Here is a 15,967-nt window from a genome sequence, read left to right on the forward strand (position 1 = left end):
CATGACCGCGACCACCTCCGCTCCCGCCGACTTCGACGTGCGCAAGAACGACTCGCTCGGCCTGCGCGTGCAGCACTTGTTGCACGCCAACCCCGTACTGGGACCGCTGGCCGTTCTGATCGTGGCGATCATCGCGTTCTCGATCGTCAACGCGCGCTTCCTGACCGCCACCAACCTGTCGCTCGTGCTGCAGCAGGTGACGGTGATCGCCACGCTGGCCCTCGGGCAGACCCTGATCATCCTGACCGCCGGCATCGACCTGTCGGCCGGCGCCATCGCGGTGTTCTCGTCGATCCTGATGGCCGAGTTCGCCACCAAGGCCGGAATGCCCGGCCTGATCGCGCTGCTGCTGGGCTTCGCCTGCGGCACCGCGATGGGCGCGATCAACGGCTTCCTGGTGACCCGGATAAAACTGCCACCGTTCATCGTCACGCTCGGCACGCTGACGATCTTCTTCTCGCTCAACTCGGTCGTGAGCAACAGCGAGACCGTCCGCGGCACCGACATGCCCGGCCTGATGACGTGGACCGGCAACTCGATCCCGATCGGCAACTTCCGGCTGACGTACGGGTCGATCATCATGCTGCTGCTGTTCGCGTTCTTCTTCTACGCGCTCGGCCGCACGGCGTGGGGCAAACACGTCTATGCCACCGGTGACGACACCGAATCGGCCCGGCTGGCCGGCATCCAGACCGGGCGGGTGCTGTTCTCGGTCTACACCGTGGCCGGCCTGCTCTACGCGATCGGCGGCTGGATCCTCATCGGCCGGCTCGCCTCGGCCAGCCCCAACGTGGGCGTCGAGTACAACCTCGACTCGATCACCGCCGTCGTGCTCGGCGGCACCAGCCTCTTCGGCGGCCGCGGCAGCGTGATCGGCACCCTGATCGGCGCGCTCATCGTCGGCGTGTTCCGCAACGGGTTGCAACTGGGTGGCGTCGAGGTGGTCTGGCAGGGCTTCGCGATCGGCCTGCTGGTACTGGTCGCGGTCTCCCTCGACCAGTGGATCAGGAAGGTGAAGACATGACCACCGCTGAGGGAAGGCACGCGGCTCCCCAGACCGTCCCCGAGCCCCGCGCCGCCGACCGGACCCCGGTTCTGCAGGCCAAAGGGCTCACCAAGCGGTACGGCCGGGTCGTCGCGATCAACGGCAGCGACCTCGAGCTGTACCCCGGCGAGATCCTGGCGGTCATCGGCGACAACGGCGCCGGCAAGTCGAGCCTGATCAAGGCCCTGTCCGGCGCCCTGGTGCCGGACGAGGGTGAGATCTTCCTCGACGGGCGGCAGGTCCGATTCCGTACGCCCATGGACGCGCGCGCCGCGGGCATCGAAACCGTGTATCAGACCCTCGCGGTCGCCCCCGGCCTCGACATCGCCGACAACCTGTTCCTCGGCCGCGAACAGCGCAAGCCCGGCCCGCTCGGCTCGGTCTTCCGGATGCTCGACAAGTCCCACATGCGCTCGGAAGCCAAGCGGCACATGAGCGAACTGGGCGTGGCCACCCTGCAGAACATCGGCCAGGCCGTCGAGTCCCTGTCCGGCGGTCAGCGGCAGGCGGTGGCGGTGGCCCGGTCGGCCGCGTTCGGCAGCAAGGTGGTGATCCTCGACGAGCCGACCGCGGCCCTCGGCGTCAAGGAGGGCAACCGCGTGCTTCAGCTGATCCGCGACGTCCGCGACCGCGGCCTGCCGGTGATCCTGATCAGCCACAACATGCCGCACGTGTTCGAGATCGCCGACCGCATCCACATCCAGCGGCTGGGCCGGCGAGCCACCGTAGTCACGCCCAAGAGCCATTCGATGAGCGAGGCGGTGGCCATCATGACCGGCGCCGCCGAGCCCCCACCGCACACCGCCTGAGCGGAGCCTACTTCTTCTTCTTACCGGAATCGTCGTTGAACATCTGCGCCAGCATGAGGTCGTCGCGCTCCGCGGCGGCCTCACGGCCGTTCTTCGGCTCCTTGACGGCAACCTTCCAGAACAGGGCCACGATCACAGCCATCCAGGCCCACCAGGGAACGCCCGACTCCGGCCCGAACAGGCCACTAGTCACGTCGTACGCGGTCTGCAGGTACTGGTCCATCCGTGGCCCCCCGTCGCTGAATGTCGGCCCCTTGGATCGGCGGCCCAAGCCGCCTCCTTAGCTTTCGCCGCACTCTTCGATGGATGCGGATTGTTACCGTCGGGGCCGTGAAGACGGCGGCTGAGCGGCCTGTTCCATGACCGGCCGACCTCGCACGCCCGGCAGCGGCGGTTCGGGCCCCGGCGACGACCCGCCGCCACCGTCCGGCCGCGACCGGCCGCCCCCGCCACCTCGGCCCGGCGACGCGGACAGCACCGTTGGACACTGAGCGAAGCGCCATCCGGGTGATGGCGGACTACGAGAGCTTCCCGTTGTGGCGGGGCGGGGTGAACGTCGACCCGGCCGGGTTGCCGCTCAGTGCGGGGCTGGTGGATGGGCTGCTGCAGTGGGCCGACGACTACGACCGGACGTTGAATCGGGACGACCCGGTGGCCTCCGGGTTCGCGGATCCGCAGGCGGAAGCCGCGTTCTCCGCTCGCGGTGAGGAGCTCGCTCGGGGTCTGGCCCGGGAACTCGGGGACGGCTGGAGTGTCGCCTACTTCGACCCGCGGGTCGGGTGGGACGTGGCGATCGGAGCGTGACGGCACGAATCCCCGCGCCCGCTGGTGCCGGGTGCGGGGATTCAGTGGCGTGGGGCTAAGCGCCCCAGCCGGCCTGGGTTCCGCCTACTCGGTCGGCGATGATTTTTTCGTCGTAGCCGCTTCGGCGGTAGGCGGCGACCGGGTCGGGGTCGAGGCCGGCGTCGGTGCGCACTTCGGCCAGCAGGGGGCGGACGTCGGTGTTGTAGGCGTCCATGAAGACGGCGTTGGCCTCGAGGACGTCGCCGGACTGCTGGGCCTTCGTGAGGGCCTCGCGGTCGACCAGCAGGGCCTTGGCCGTGGCCTCCTGGACGTTCATCACCGAGCGGATGATGGCCGGGATCTTGCGCTCGATGTTGTGGCACTGGTCGAGCATGAAGGCGATGCCGTAGGCCGGGTCGAGGGCGCCGCCGCGGACGATCTCGTACATGATGCGGAACAGCTGGAACGGGTCGGCCGCGCCGACCATCAGGTCGTCGTCGGCGTAGAAGCGGCTGTTGAAGTCGAACGCGCCGAGCTTCTTCTGGCGCAGCAGGAACGCCACGATGAACTCGATGTTCGTGCTGGGCGCGTGGTGGCCGGTGTCGATGCAGACCGTGGCCCGCTCGCCCAGCTCGAGGCAATGCGCGTACGACGTGCCCCAGTCCGGCACGTCGGTGGCGTAGAAGGCCGGCTCGAACAGCTTGTACTCGAGCAGGATCCGCTGGTCGCCGGTCAGCCGGTCGTACGCCTCGCGCAGCGCCGCGGCCAGCCTGTCCTGCCGGTCGCGCAGGTCGTCCTGTCCGGGGTAGTTGATGCCGTCGGAGAACCACAGCTTGAGGTCGCGGGAGCCGGTCTGGCCCATGATGTCGATCGCCTCGAGCAGGTGGTCGGTGGCCTTGCGGCGGATCCCGGCGTCGGGGTTGGTGACCGAGCCCAGCTTGTAGTCGTCGTCCTGGAAGACGTTCGTGTTGATCGCGCCGATCTCGACCCCCAGGTCCCTCGCGTACGCGGTGAGGGCCCGGTAGTCGTCGACCTTGTCCCAGGGGATGTGCAGGGCCACTGCCGGGGCCACCCCGGTGAACCGGTGCACCGTGGCGGCGTCGGCGATCTTCTCCTCCGGGTTGCGCGGCACCCCGGGCTGGGTGAAGACCTTGAACCGGGTTCCGGAGTTGGCGTAGGCCCACGACGGGGTCTCGATGCGCTGGGCCGTCAGGGCGCGCTTGACGGCGGCGAGGTCGGTCATGGGGTCTCCTGTGCATCCTCAGAAAGGTGGAACACCTCGGTGAGCAGCGGGAACCCTTCGTCGTTGGGTCCGCCGCGGGCGAAGAACCCCGCCATTTCCGCTTGCCACCTGGTGTTGACGTCCAGCGCCGCCATTGCCGCCTGGGACGCCTCGAGATCGTCCGCTTCGACGTAGCCGATCAGCAGCCCGTCGTCGCGGAGGAAGAGGGAGTAGTTGCGCCAGCCGGTGGCCCGGAGTGCGTCCTGCATCTCGGGCCACACGGCTTGGTGCCGCTCCACGTACTCCGCCATCCGCTCGGGGCGGACCTGGAGCTGGAAGCAATAGCGAGGCATTAATCTGATCTTTTCTGGGGTTTTCCGCCGCGGGTAGGCTCAGCCGATCAGATCGATCAGAAGTTGAACTGGTCGATGTTTTCTTTGGTGAACTCGGTCGGCGGGCCGAGCACGATCTCGCCGTCGGCGCCGATCGTGTACTCGCCGAGCTTGCCGGCCGTGAACTTCTCGCCCTGAGCGCCGGTGATCTTGCCGGACGCCATGTTGGCGCCCGCGAAGGCGGCCAGGTAGCCGATGTCGGCCGGGTTCCACAGCGCGAACTTCTTCACGGTGTCGTCCTTGACGTACTCGCGCATCTGGTTCGGCAGGCCGAGACCGGTCACCGCGACCTTGCCCTTGTAGCTGGAGGACGAGATGTAACGCGCGGCGGCCGCGATGCCCACGGTGGTCGGGGCGACGATCGCCTTGAGGTTCGGGTACGACTGCAGCAGACCTTGGGCCTCTTGGAACGACTTCTGGTCGTCGTCGTTGCCGTAGGCCACCTTGACCAGCTTCAGCTTCGAGTACTCGGGCTTCTTGAGCTCTTCCTTCATCACCTCGATCCAGGAGTTCTGGTTCGTGGCGTTGGGCGTGGCCGAGAGGACGGCGATCTCACCCTCGCCGCCGGCCTGCTCGAGGGCCATCTTGGCCAGCGACTGGCCGATGCCCTCGGTGGTGGCCTGGTTGATGAAGGCGTCGCGGCAGTCCTTGGAGGCGTCCGAGTCGAACGTGATGACCTTGATCTTGGCCGCCCGGGCCTGGTTGAGCGACGGGCAGACCGCGTTGGGGTCGTTGGCCGCCACCACGATGACGTCCTGCTGCTGCTGGATCAGGGTGTTGATGTACGACACCTGCGACGAGGCGGAGGCGTCGTTCGGGCCGACCAGCTTGTACTCGCCCTTGAGCTCTTCGACGGCCACCTTGCCACCGCCGGTCTCGACGTCCGAGTACGGGTTGTTGAGCTGCTTGGGCAGGAAGGCGATCTTCAGGCCCTCCTTGACCGCCGCGTTCGGGTCGGCCGCCGCGGCTGACTGGCCGCCGCCGCTGGTGTTGGACGCGCTGTCCTTCGTCGTGCCACCACAGGCGGTGAGGCCCGCGACGAGAAGCGCGGCCGACGTAACGGAAAGTAGTGTGCGGGGGGAGCGAAGCACGGCGTACTCCAATCTCAGGGTTTTATTGCGCAGAAGTAGCGGAGGCTTGGCGCAGCTTGCGGCGATGCCAATTGCCGCGTACGGCGGAAGTGACGTTGGGAAGCAGCACGGAGAGCACCAGCAGCGAGCCCGTGACGATGTTCAGCGCCTGCCCGGATACGTCCTCCAGACGCAGCGCGTTCTGCAGTGCGGTCAGCAGCACGACACCGCCCAGCACGCCGGGCAGGCTGCCCTTGCCGCCGAAGATCGAGACACCGCCGAGCAGGACGGCGGCCACGACGGCGAGTTCGAGGCCCGCGCCGTTGTCGGCCCGGGCGCTGGAGTAGCGCAGCGTCCACAACACGCCGACCAGCCCGGCCACGGCGCCGCTGGCCACGTACAGCCAGAACTTGGTCCTCGCGACCCGGATGCCGGAGAAGTGCGCGGCCTGGGCGTTGGCGCCGATGGCGTAGAGCGAGCGGCCGAACGGCGTGGCGTGCTGCACGATGCCGAAGATCAAGGCCAGGACGACGATCAGGATGAGCACGTTGGGCACGGCCCCGTCGCCGATGGTTCCGGTCACCCAGCCCGTGTAGTTCCACGGGAAGTCGGCCACCGCGCCGTCGCCGAGCACGACGAACGCCAGGCCGCGGTAGAGCGCCAGCGTGCCGATGGTGACGGCCAGCGAGGGCAGGCCCAGCCCGGTGATCAGGAAGCCGTTGACCACGCCGCAGATCGCCCCGATGACGATGCAGAGCGGGATGATCGACTCGATCGACAGGCCCTGGTTCCACAGCCAGCCCATCATCGAGCTGGTCAGGCCGAGCGTGCTGGCCACCGACAGGTCGATCTCGCCGGTCACGATGATCATCGTCATGGGCAGTGCGATCAGGATGATCGGCAGCAGGTCGAGCACCATGAACGTGAAGTTCCGGCTGGTGCCGAAGTTGTCCACAGTGAACGACGCGATGATCAGCACCAGGACGGTGAGCACCAGGATGATGCTGTCCCAGCTGGTCAGCCGGCTCTTGAGGACGGCGCTGCGGTTGTTCGCGGGACGCTGGTCCAAGTCGATGTCAGACATGCGCGTCCCTCTTCCGCAGCGACCGGGCGATGCGCACCGCGACCAGGCGGTCGGCGCAGATGGCCAGGATGATCAGCGCGCCCACGATGGCCTGCTGCCAGAACTGGTTGATGTCGAGCACGGCCAGGGCGCTGCCGATCACCGTGAGCAGCAGGGCGCCCAGGGCCGCGCCCCAGACCGAACCGCTGCCGCCGAAGACGGCCACGCCGCCGACCACGACCGCCGCCACCACGTTCAGCTCCATGCCGTTGCCGGCCGCGGCGTCGACTGTGCCGAACCGGGCCGCGTAGAGCACCCCGGCCAACCCGGCCAGGGCGCCGCTGAGCACGAACGCAGTGAGCAGGTTGCGGGCCACCTTGATGCCGGCCAGTTCGGCCGCGGGCGGGCTGGAGCCGATCGCGTACAGCTCGCGCCCGATCCGGTAGTTGCGCATCATCACCGACCCGGCGGCGATCACGACCAGCGCGATCAGCACGAGCCAGGGAACGCCCAGGATGCTGTCGTTGGCGAAGGTCAGGAAGTGCCGGGGGAGTTCGTCGGCGTTGACCTGGGAGCCGCCGGCCCACGAGTACGTGATGCCGCGGTAGATGTAGAGCGTGCCCAGGGTGACCACCAGGGCGGGCACCTTGCCGTAGCGCACCAGCACCCCGTTGACCAGGCCGGCCACCGCGCCGATGGCCAGGCCGGCCAGCAGCGCCACGATCATCGGCAGGTCCTGGTTGTTGCTCATCAACGTGGCCACGGCGAACGCGCTGATGCCGAGCACCGAGCCGACGCTCAGATCGATGTTGCGGGTGATCACCACGATCGCCTGGCCGGTCGCCATGACGGCCAGGATCGCGGTGTTGAGCAGGTTGTCGCGGATGCTCTGCCCGGACAGGAACCGTGAGTTGTCGATCGCGGTGTACGCCACCAGCAGCGTCAAGGCGAGCACGATGCCCAGCTCGCGCGTCTTGAGCAGGCCGCCGAGGGAGAACCGCTTGGACGGCGGAGCCTCGAGAGAGGTCGCGGTCATACCGAGCCTCCTTGGGCATGCCCTCCTGGCCCTACGCCTGCTCCGCGCGCTCCGGTGCAGTCGGTCATACCGAAACCTCCTGTCCCATGGCCGCGTACATGACCGACTCCTCTGTGGCCTCGGCGCGGGTGAGCTGGGCGGCGATCCGGCCTTCACGCAGCACCAGGATCCGATCGGCCATGCCCAGCACCTCGGGTAGTTCCGACGAGACCATCACCACCGCGAGACCGTCCGCGGCCAGCGACGACATCAGCCGGTGCACCTCGGCCTTGGTGCCGACATCGATGCCGCGGGTGGGCTCGTCCACGATCAGCAGCTTGGGCCCGGTGGCCAGCCACTTGGCCAGCACCACCTTCTGCTGGTTGCCGCCCGAGAGCGTGCCCACCGCATCGGTGAGCCGGCCCAGCTTGGTCTGCAGCTTGCGGGTCCACGTCTCGGCCGCCTCGCGCTCGGTGCCGCCGAAGAGCAGACCGAGGCGGGCCAGCTTGCGGGCCCGCGGCAGGGTCACGTTGCGCTCGATCGACAGCTCCATGACCAGGCCCTGCTGGCGGCGGTCCTCGGGGACGAGTGCCATGCCGGCCGCCATCGCGGCCCGGGGCGATCCGCCTTTGAGTCGCCGGCCGTGCACCTTGACGGTTCCGCTGTCGTACGGGTCGACCCCGAACACGGCCTGCATGACCTCGGAGCGCCCGGCGCCCACGAGCCCGGCCAAGGCGACGATCTCCCCAGCCCGTACGGAGAAGGAAATGTCTTTGAAGACGCCCTCACGGGACAGGCCGTCGACCTCGAGCACCACCTCGCCCGGCTCGACGTCCTGCTTGGGGAAGAGCGCGCTCAGATCGCGGCCGACCATCCGCCGGATCATGTCGTCGACGCTCAGGTCGGCCACCAGCTCGGTGGCGACGTGCTTGCCGTCCCGCATGATCGTCACCCGCTCGCACAGCGCGGTGATCTCTTCGAACCGGTGCGAGATGAACATGATCGCCGCGCCCTCGTCACGCAGCGACCGCACCACCGCGAACAGCCGCTCGACCTCGACGGCGGAGAGCGCGGCGGTCGGCTCATCCATGATCAGCACCCGGGCCTCGGCCGACAGCGCCTTGGCGATCTCGACCAGCTGCTGGTCGGCGATCGACAGGCCGCGGGCCGGGCGGCTCGGGTCGAGCGGGACGCCGAGGCGGCGGAACAGCCGCTCGGCGTTGGCGGTCATCTCTTTGCGGTCGATCTGCCGGAGCCTGGTCAGCGGCTGGTTGCCGATGGCGATGTTCTCGGCCACCGACAGGTCGGGGAAGAGGGTGGGTTCCTGATAGATGACGGCGATGCCGGCCGCCTTGGCGTCGGCGGGGCCGGCGAAGTCCACGTCGGCGCCGTCGACCCGAAGCGTGCCGGTGTCCGGACGGTGGACGCCGGCCAGCATCTTCACGATGGTGGACTTGCCGGCCCCGTTCTCACCGACGAGCGCGTGCGCCTCGCCCGGGTAGAGGGGGAAGCTGACACCCTGCACGGCCGCGACCGCTCCGAAGGACTTCGTGACGTCGTGAACCTCGAGTCTGGGCCGGGCGTTTGCCTCCGCCACGGGCCACCTCCGTCGAGTAAAGTTGAAATGTTTCAGTGAACGTATGAGCAACGTAGGTGGCCCCGATCACACCTGTCAAGCGTTGGTCAGAAACGTTGCGGAAACACTGCCGTCGCTCCTTCGTCGAGTGCCGTAGGATGCGGCTTCAACGTTTCAACGCTTTTTTGCGGGGGGCCCAGTGCTGAACGGTCGGACGCCGTCCGTCAAGGACGTCGCGGCAGCCGCGGGCGTCTCGCTGGGCACCGTCTCCAACGTGATGAACCGGCCCGAAGTGGTCAGCGCGCGCACCCGGGAGCGGGTCGAGCGGGCCATGTCCGAGCTCGGCTTCGTGCGCAACGAGTCGGCCCGCCAGCTGCGCGCCGGCACCAGCCGCACGCTGGCCTACGTGATGCTCGACGGCACCAACCCGTTCTTCCACGACGTGGCCCAGGGAATCGAGCTGGCCGCCGAGGACGCCGACCTCTCGCTGTTCATCTGCAACAGCAACAGCCGCTCGGCCCGCGAGGAGGTGCACCTCGACCGCCTGCTCCAGCAGCGGGTCCAGGGCATCCTGATCACGCCGGTCGACCCGTCCTCGGCCCACCTCGACGAGCTGACCCGGCGCGGCGTCCCCATGGTGATCGTCGACCGGGTGCGGGGCGCCGACAGCTGCTGCTCGGTCTCGGTCGACGACGTGCTCGGCGGCCGCATCGCGGTGGAACACCTGGCCGAGCAGGGCCACACCCGGGTCGCCGTGGTGGGCGGCCCCGACTCGCTGGGCCAGGTGGGCGAGCGGTTGCAGGGCGCCCGCGAGATCTGGCAGTCGCTGGGCCGCGACCCCGAAGACCTGATCTATCTGCCGACCGAGGCGATGACCGTGGCCGAGGGCCGCTCGGCCGGGGAGCGCCTGGCCGGCCTGCCCGCGCGGCGCCGCCCGACGGCCGCGTTCTGCCTCAACGACCTGCTGGCGCTCGGCCTGCTGCAGCAGGGCATCGGCGCCGGCCTGCGGGTGCCGGACGACCTGGCCATCGTGGGCTTCGACGACATCGAGTTCGCGGCGGCCGCGGCCGTGCCGCTGACCTCGGTCCGCCAGCCCCGGCAAGAGCTGGGCCGGGCCGCGGCGCAGCTGGTGCTCGACGAGGCGTCCAACCCCGACCACCGCCACGAGCAGCTGCAGTTCACCCCGGAACTGGTGGCGCGCGCCTCGACGGTCAGCCGGGCGCGCGGTCGGTAGAACCGGAACTGTCGGCGCGCGCCTCGACGATTAATCGGGCGCGCGCTTGGTGAAGCGTCGGGTGTCTCAGCCGAAGTAGCCGGAGTGCTCCACGGTCTGGATGCGCAGCAGGCCGGCCAGGCGGCTGGTCACCGGGCGGGCCTCCAGGTGCAGGCGGGCGATGTTGAGGCCGCTGTCCCCGATCACGGCCAGCAGCGCCAGCTCGCCCACCGCGTACACGGAGAGATAGCCGCCCTGGTTGCGGATCGTCACCTCTTGGAACGTGCCCTGGTTGAGGGCCGCCCCGCAGGTGCGGCTGATGCCGTGTGCGCCCGCGGCCAGCGCGGCGATGTCGTGCGGCTCGGGACCGGACACCGTGTCGTGCAGGATCAGCAGGCCGTCGACGCCGGCGATGACGCAACCGCGCACCCCGGTGACCTGGTGCCGCAGCGCGGCCAGCTCGGCTCGGACAGCCTGGTACGGATCGGAGGGTTGCAACGCTTTCTCCAGGGGGGTCAGAGGGAGCGGAGGGCGACCAGCACACGGTCGAGGACGTCGTCGTCGGTCACGTACGGGCGGCCCAGCAGGTCGAGCAGGTCGGACGACTCGTCGGGCTCGGACTTCTCGAGGCGGTGCCGCCGGGGCAGGTCGGCGGGTGAGTCGCCGCCCGCCGCCTCGGGAGACGACGGTGCGAAGTCCGGCGAGAACCCGGCCGACCGGAACCCGGCCGGGCCGGTCAGCGAGGCGCTCAGATCGACCGTACCCCCGCCGAGGTCGCGCGGCGTCAGGTCGATGTCGAGCGACGTGGTGGGCAACGCCGGCTGCGGCCGCACGACCTCTTGGGCGTACGACTTGATGAGCGCACCGAACTCGCGCCGGGCCATCGCCAGATTGGCGCCGGCCCGGCGCAGCGTCAGGTGGGCGACGAGCGGCGCCTCCTCGCCCACCAGGCGCACCACGTGGAACGCGTCGGCGCTGGTGAGAAGGATGTCGCCGAGCTCGTCGGACCCTTTTCCGTCGAGCAGCACCAGACCGGCCGACGCCGCGGCGAGCGTGACGGCGGCGGCGGCCTCCTGCTCGGTCGGCGCGGTCTCACCCGCCCACCACAGCACTCGGGGGCCGTCCGGGTCGAGCAGGGACACCGCATGGGCGCCGGGGATGCCCAGCGCCTCCGTCAGCGGTGGCACGGACATCAGCTGAGGCCGGCGTCCAGCTGCTTCATGACCAGGCGGGCCTGCGTGAGGATCATGCCCGTGTTCGCCGTCTTGCGGGCGATGACCACCGCGACGATGTCCTGGTTGGCGCTGCGCAGGAAGACGTGCACGTGCGACTCGCTCTGGGCCAGGAACTCCTGGAAGTAGTGGCGGTCGTCGAGCACGCCGTAGCGGGCCTTGAAGATCTCTTCGATCATCGTCACGTTGCGCCCCTGGAACAGGTCGAACGTGGCCGCCGCGATGAGGTCGAGCACCTCGCCGGGGTGCTCGTCGAGCGTGTCGGCGGCGAGCAGCATGCCGGTGGACATGTCGACCAGACCGGCGCCGATGCATTCCGGCACCTGGGCGCGGAACTGCTTGACAGCGTCACCGATCAGCTGGGTCGTGCTCCGGATGCTGAGTCCGGTCTCGTCGACGGCCGTCATACGTCGAGCTCGCTCTCGATCTTGCGCAGCTGGTGGCGGGCCAGGCCGAGGTTGGCGCGGCTCTTGTTCAGCGCGAGGTACAGGAAGAACGCCTCGTTGCCGCGGCCCTGGAGCAGGCGGATCAGGTGGTACTGCGAGTCCAGCGTGATCAGGATGTCCTCGATGCTGTCGGCCAGGCCGAGCATCTCGAGGGTGCGGACCTTGGCCCGGATCACGTCGGTGTTGCCGGCGGCGGCGATGTTCATGTCCATGTTCAGGCCGCCACCCATGACGCCCAGCGTGAGGCCGCTGGTGTAGTCGACGAGCGCCACGCCGATGGCGCCCTCGATCGTCATGGCTTCCTTCAGCGAAGTCTCGATGTTCGCCACTTAACTCCTCCTTCTCGTCCCGTCATGGAAGGGGCTTAGCCCGGGCTGTCGCCGGGCGGCCGGCCGTCACACACGGTCACGAGGAACGGCTTCGTTCTTGATGTCGGGCCCAACAGTGGCACGTCCAAGATTGCTTGAACACCGATGATCGGGCGGATCACCGCAGGTCAGACCGAAGATCTGCCGGGTTTGCCCGTTGACCCGTCCGGGGTCGTCCGAACGTCGGCGAAGCGGTCGATTCGTCGGATGGACACGGTTCGGCCGCCCGTCCGCTAGCGACGCACGGGCAACGTTTCAATTGACGACCGCGTCTTGACCGTGAGTGCCACAGGCCCGTAATCTGTCGGCAACGTCTGAAACGTTTCACCACGTGAGCCCAGTTCTGTCAGCAGAGCCGAAGGACACCATGACGAACCCCGCAGTGCGTGAGCTTCTGGAGCGCAGCAATCGGCTCGGCGCCGACCCGCGCAACACCAACTACGCCGGGGGTAACACCTCGGCCAAGGGCTCCGAGACCGACCCGGTCACCGGCGAGCCGGCCGACCTGCTGTGGGTCAAGGGCTCGGGCGGCGACCTCGGCACGCTGACCGAGAAGGGTCTCGCGGTGCTCCGCCTCGACCGGCTGCGGGCGCTGACCCGCACCTATCCGGGCGTCGAGCGCGAGGACGAGATGGTCGCCGCCTTCGACTACTGCCTGCACGGCCGCGGCGGCGCCGCCCCGTCCATCGACACCGCCATGCACGGCCTGGTCGAAGCAACGCACGTCGACCACCTGCACCCCGACTCGGGCATCGCGATCGCCACCGCGGCCGACGGCCCGGCGCTGACCAAAGAGATCTTCGGCGACCGGGTGCTGTGGGTGCCGTGGCGCCGGCCCGGCTTCCAGCTCGGCCTCGACATCGCCGCCGTGCAGAAGGCCAACCCGCAGGCCATCGGCGTCATCCTGGGCGGACACGGCATCACCGCGTGGGGCGCGACCAGCGAGGAGTGTTCGCGGAACTCGCTCGAGATCATCCAGAAGGCCGCGCAGTATCTGGCCGAGCACGGCCGCGAGAACCCGTTCGGCGCCAAGATCCACGAGACGCTGCCCGCGGAAGAGCAGAAGAGTCGCGCCGCCGCCCTGTTCCCGGTCCTGCGCGGCCTGGCGTCGACCGACCGCACCCAGGTCGGCCACTTCACCGGCTCCGACGTCGTCCTCGACTTCGTCAACAGCGAACGACTCGGTGAGCTGGCCGAGAAGGGCACCAGCTGCCCCGACCACTTCCTGCGCACCAAGGTCAAGCCGATGGTGCTCGACACCGCCCCCGACGCCCCGCTCGACGAGGTCGTCGCCCGTGCCAAAGAGCTGCACGAGGCCTACCGCGACGACTACCGCGGCTACTACGACCGGCACGCCACCGCCGACAGCCCGGCCATCCGCGGCGCCGATCCGGCCATCGTGCTGGTGCCCGGCGTCGGCATGTTCTCGTTCGGCGCCAACAAGCAGACGGCCCGCGTCGCCGGCGAGTTCTACGTCAACGCCATCAACGTGATGCGCGGCGCCGAGTCGGTGTCGGCCTACGCGCCGATCGACGAGGCCGAGAAGTTCCGCATCGAGTACTGGGCGCTCGAGGAAGCCAAGCTCCAGCGCATGCCGAAGCCGAAGCCCCTCGCAACCCGGATCGCGTACGTGACCGGCGGTGGCTCGGGCATCGGGCGGGCGATCGCCCTGCGGCTCGCCGCCGAGGGCGCCTGTGTCATCGTGGCCGACCGCGACGAGCAAGCCGCCCGGAGCGTCGCCGACGAGATCGGCGGCAGTGATGTGGCGCTCGCGGTCCAGGCCGACGTGACGAGTGCCGCCGCCATCGAGAAGAGCCTGCAGGAGGCCGTCCTGGCCTTCGGCGGCGTCGACCTGGTGGTCAACAACGCCGGCCTCTCCATCTCGAAGCCGCTGCTCGAGACGACCGAGCAGGACTGGGACCTGCAGCACGACGTGATGGCCAAGGGCTCGTTCCTGGTGTCGCGCGAGACGGCCCGCATCCTCGTCGCGCAGGGGCTGGGCGGCGACATCATCTACATCTCCAGCAAGAACTCGATCTTCGCCGGGCCCAACAATGTCGCCTACGGCGCCACCAAGGCCGACCAGGCCCATCAGGTGCGGCTGCTCGCGGCCGAACTGGGCGCTTACGGCGTACGGGTCAACGGCATCAACCCCGACGGCGTGGTCCGCGGTTCGGGCATCTTCGCCGGCGGCTGGGGAGCCAAGCGGGCCGCGGTCTACGGCGTGCCGGAAGAGAAGCTGGGCGAGTACTACGCGCAGCGCACGCTGCTCAAGCGCGAGGTGCTGCCCGAGCACGTGGCCAACGCCGTCTTCGCGCTGACCGGCGGCGACCTGACCCACACGACCGGCCTGCACATCCCGGTCGACGCCGGCGTGGCCGCGGCCTTCCTGCGATGACATCCTTCGCCGCGGTCGACCTCGGCGCGTCCAGTGGGCGCGTCATGGTCGGCCGCTTCTCCGACGGCACGATCGAGCTCACCGAGACGTACCGGTTCGCCAACGAGCCGGTGCGTATCGGCGGCACCCTGCACTGGGACATCCTCGCGCTGTACCGCGGGGTGCTCGAAGGTCTGCGGAAGGCCGGCCCGGTCGAGAGCATCGGCATCGACTCGTGGGCCGTCGACTATGGACTGCTGGACGCCTCGGGCGCTCTGCTGGGCAACCCGGTGCACTATCGCGACGGCCGCACCGACGGCGTGCGCCTCGACATCGGCGACGAGCAGCTGTACGAGATCACCGGCCTGCAGAAGCTGCCGTTCAACACGATCTATCAGCTGGCCGCCGCTCAGGGCACCCCGCAGTTCGAGGTGGCGCAGCAGATGCTGCTCGTCCCGGATCTGCTGGCCTACTGGCTGACCGGTGAGATGGGCGCCGAATACACGAACGCCTCGACGACCGGGCTGCTCGACGTGCGTACGCGGGAATGGTCTTCGCCCTTGATCGCGAAGCTGGGTCTGCGGCCTTCGCTGTTGCCGCCGATCCGCCGGCCGGGCGACGTGATCGGCGAGTACGACGGCACGAAGGTGGTGGCGGTCGGGTCGCACGACACGGCGTCCGCTGTGGTGGGCGTTCCCGCGGCGGGGGAGAACTTCGCGTACATCTCGTGCGGCACCTGGTCCCTGGTCGGTCTGGAACTGCCGGCGCCGGTGCTCAGCGCCGAATCGCGGGCGGCCAACTTCACCAACGAGGGCGGTGTCGACGGCACGATCCGCTACCTGCGCAACGTGATGGGGCTGTGGCCGCTGCAGGAGTGCATGCGCGAGTGGGGCTCGCCCGACATCGGCGAGCTGCTGCGGGCGGCGTCCCGCGAGAAGCCGGTGGTGATCGACCTCGACGACCCGGGCTTCATCCCGCCCGGCGCCATGGCCCAGCGGGTGGCCAAGGCGGCCGGTCTGCCCGCCGACGCGAGCCCGGCCCAGCTGACCCGCTGCATTGTGGACAGTCTGGCCGTGGCTCATCGCAAGGCGGTCGAGCAGGCGCAGCAGTTGTCCGGGCGGCACGTCGACGCGGTGCACATCGTCGGTGGCGGTGCCCGCAATGAACTGCTCTGCCAGCTGACCGCGGACGCTTGCGGGCTGCCCGTGCTGGCCGGTCCGGTCGAGGCCACCGCGCTCGGCAACCTGCTGATCCAGGCCCGCGCGGCCGGAGTCGTCGAGGGTGATCTGACGGCGCTGCGCTCGGTCCTGCGCGACACTCAGCAGGTGGTTCGCTACGAACCCGCGCGGAGGTAGC

At 69.2% G+C, this 15,967-nt stretch carries 17 protein-coding genes; 6 read left to right on the forward strand and 11 right to left on the reverse strand.

Annotated elements, in window-relative coordinates:
• Position 1 precedes the first annotated feature (1 nt).
• Positions 2-1,024: an ABC transporter permease gene (locus OWR29_RS06240; protein WP_267561543.1), complete on the forward strand. Its 1,023-nt coding sequence runs from the start codon at positions 2-4 to the stop codon at positions 1,022-1,024.
• Positions 1,021-1,854: an ATP-binding cassette domain-containing protein gene (locus OWR29_RS06245; protein ID WP_267561544.1), complete on the forward strand. Its 834-nt coding sequence runs from the start codon at positions 1,021-1,023 to the stop codon at positions 1,852-1,854. The genes OWR29_RS06240 and OWR29_RS06245 overlap by 4 nt, the downstream gene beginning before the upstream one ends.
• A 7-nt stretch (positions 1,855-1,861) precedes the next feature.
• Here the strand turns inward: OWR29_RS06245 and OWR29_RS06250 are convergent, their stop codons facing one another.
• Positions 1,862-2,077 (reverse strand): hypothetical protein, encoded by a 216-nt coding sequence (locus OWR29_RS06250; RefSeq protein ID WP_267561545.1) that lies wholly within the window; start codon positions 2,075-2,077, stop codon positions 1,862-1,864.
• A gap of 257 nt (positions 2,078-2,334) precedes the next feature.
• On the opposite strand from OWR29_RS06250, the gene OWR29_RS06255 reads away from it, so the two are divergent.
• Complete coding sequence (locus OWR29_RS06255) at positions 2,335-2,658, forward strand: immunity protein CdiI family protein (protein ID WP_267561546.1); 324 nt, start codon at positions 2,335-2,337, stop codon at positions 2,656-2,658.
• A 55-nt stretch (positions 2,659-2,713) separates the two neighbouring features.
• Here OWR29_RS06255 and rhaI read toward each other — a convergent pair whose 3' ends face one another.
• The 6 genes from rhaI to OWR29_RS06285 all read right to left on the reverse strand — a co-directional run bounded on the left by rhaI (position 2,714) and on the right by OWR29_RS06285 (position 8,996).
• Positions 2,714-3,880 carry an L-rhamnose isomerase gene (rhaI, locus tag OWR29_RS06260; protein WP_267561547.1) on the reverse strand — a complete coding sequence of 389 codons (1,167 nt, stop codon included), beginning with the start codon at positions 3,878-3,880 and terminating at the stop codon, positions 2,714-2,716.
• On the reverse strand, positions 3,877-4,212 hold the full coding sequence (locus OWR29_RS06265; RefSeq protein WP_267561548.1) for an L-rhamnose mutarotase: 336 nt from the start codon (positions 4,210-4,212) through the stop codon (positions 3,877-3,879). The genes rhaI and OWR29_RS06265 overlap by 4 nt, the downstream gene beginning before the upstream one ends.
• A gap of 56 nt (positions 4,213-4,268) precedes the next feature.
• Complete coding sequence (gene rhaS / locus OWR29_RS06270; protein WP_267561549.1) at positions 4,269-5,342, reverse strand: rhamnose ABC transporter substrate-binding protein; 1,074 nt, start codon at positions 5,340-5,342, stop codon at positions 4,269-4,271.
• A gap of 22 nt (positions 5,343-5,364) precedes the next feature.
• Positions 5,365-6,405, reverse strand: coding sequence for an ABC transporter permease (locus OWR29_RS06275; RefSeq protein WP_267561550.1), 1,041 nt, complete (start codon positions 6,403-6,405; stop codon positions 5,365-5,367).
• Positions 6,398-7,420, reverse strand: coding sequence for an ABC transporter permease (locus OWR29_RS06280; protein ID WP_267561551.1), 1,023 nt, complete (start codon positions 7,418-7,420; stop codon positions 6,398-6,400). Before OWR29_RS06280 ends, OWR29_RS06275 begins: the two co-directional genes overlap by 8 nt.
• Before the next feature lie 64 nt (positions 7,421-7,484).
• The gene (locus tag OWR29_RS06285) at positions 7,485-8,996 is read right to left on the reverse strand and encodes a sugar ABC transporter ATP-binding protein (RefSeq protein ID WP_267561552.1); all 1,512 of its coding nucleotides are present in this window, start codon (positions 8,994-8,996) and stop codon (positions 7,485-7,487) included.
• Positions 8,997-9,174: 178 nt separating this feature from the next.
• On the opposite strand from OWR29_RS06285, the gene OWR29_RS06290 reads away from it, so the two are divergent.
• Entirely contained in the window at positions 9,175-10,209 is a 1,035-nt protein-coding gene (locus OWR29_RS06290) for a LacI family DNA-binding transcriptional regulator (protein WP_267561553.1), read from the forward strand.
• Between the two features lie 66 nt (positions 10,210-10,275).
• On the opposite strand, the gene OWR29_RS06295 is transcribed toward OWR29_RS06290, so the two are convergent.
• Genes OWR29_RS06295 through OWR29_RS06310 form a run of 4 tightly spaced genes read right to left on the reverse strand, consistent with a single transcriptional unit; the run spans position 10,276 to position 12,195 of the window.
• Positions 10,276-10,686: a roadblock/LC7 domain-containing protein gene (locus tag OWR29_RS06295; protein ID WP_267561554.1), complete on the reverse strand. Its 411-nt coding sequence runs from the start codon at positions 10,684-10,686 to the stop codon at positions 10,276-10,278.
• Between the two features lie 17 nt (positions 10,687-10,703).
• A complete protein-coding gene (locus OWR29_RS06300) occupies positions 10,704-11,375 on the reverse strand; it encodes a hypothetical protein (protein WP_267561555.1) in 672 nt (223 codons plus the stop codon).
• A gap of 5 nt (positions 11,376-11,380) precedes the next feature.
• Positions 11,381-11,827, reverse strand: coding sequence for a hypothetical protein (locus OWR29_RS06305; RefSeq protein ID WP_267561556.1), 447 nt, complete (start codon positions 11,825-11,827; stop codon positions 11,381-11,383).
• Positions 11,824-12,195 carry a hypothetical protein gene (locus tag OWR29_RS06310; RefSeq protein WP_250002441.1) on the reverse strand — a complete coding sequence of 124 codons (372 nt, stop codon included), beginning with the start codon at positions 12,193-12,195 and terminating at the stop codon, positions 11,824-11,826. The genes OWR29_RS06305 and OWR29_RS06310 overlap by 4 nt, the downstream gene beginning before the upstream one ends.
• 406 nt (positions 12,196-12,601) lie before the next feature.
• Between OWR29_RS06310 and OWR29_RS06315 the strand changes: the two genes are divergently transcribed.
• Entirely contained in the window at positions 12,602-14,632 is a 2,031-nt protein-coding gene (locus OWR29_RS06315; RefSeq protein WP_267561557.1) for a bifunctional aldolase/short-chain dehydrogenase, read from the forward strand.
• Positions 14,629-15,966, forward strand: a complete 1,338-nt coding sequence (locus OWR29_RS06320; RefSeq protein WP_267561558.1) for a rhamnulokinase — start codon at positions 14,629-14,631, stop codon at positions 15,964-15,966. Before OWR29_RS06315 ends, OWR29_RS06320 begins: the two co-directional genes overlap by 4 nt.
• Position 15,967 lies beyond the last annotated feature (1 nt).

The organism is Paractinoplanes pyxinae, assembly GCF_026626335.1.
GTDB classification, from domain to species: domain Bacteria; phylum Actinomycetota; class Actinomycetes; order Mycobacteriales; family Micromonosporaceae; genus Actinoplanes; species Actinoplanes pyxinae.

Excerpts from the sequence above, each read along its gene's own strand:
- OWR29_RS06320 (WP_267561558.1), top strand. The coding sequence starts at position 14,629 with ATGACATCCTTCGCCGCGGTCGACCTCGGCGCGTCCAGTGGGCGCGTC.
- OWR29_RS06245 (WP_267561544.1), top strand. The coding sequence starts at position 1,021 with ATGACCACCGCTGAGGGAAGGCACGCGGCTCCCCAGACCGTCCCCGAG.
- OWR29_RS06240 (WP_267561543.1), top strand. The coding sequence starts at position 2 with ATGACCGCGACCACCTCCGCTCCCGCCGACTTCGACGTGCGCAAGAAC.
- OWR29_RS06265 (WP_267561548.1), bottom strand. The coding sequence starts at position 4,212 with ATGCCTCGCTATTGCTTCCAGCTCCAGGTCCGCCCCGAGCGGATGGCG.
- rhaI (WP_267561547.1), bottom strand. The coding sequence starts at position 3,880 with ATGACCGACCTCGCCGCCGTCAAGCGCGCCCTGACGGCCCAGCGCATC.
- OWR29_RS06315 (WP_267561557.1), top strand. The coding sequence starts at position 12,602 with ATGACGAACCCCGCAGTGCGTGAGCTTCTGGAGCGCAGCAATCGGCTC.
- OWR29_RS06275 (WP_267561550.1), bottom strand. The coding sequence starts at position 6,405 with ATGTCTGACATCGACTTGGACCAGCGTCCCGCGAACAACCGCAGCGCC.
- OWR29_RS06305 (WP_267561556.1), bottom strand. The coding sequence starts at position 11,827 with ATGACGGCCGTCGACGAGACCGGACTCAGCATCCGGAGCACGACCCAG.
- OWR29_RS06280 (WP_267561551.1), bottom strand. The coding sequence starts at position 7,420 with ATGACCGCGACCTCTCTCGAGGCTCCGCCGTCCAAGCGGTTCTCCCTC.
- OWR29_RS06250 (WP_267561545.1), bottom strand. The coding sequence starts at position 2,077 with ATGGACCAGTACCTGCAGACCGCGTACGACGTGACTAGTGGCCTGTTC.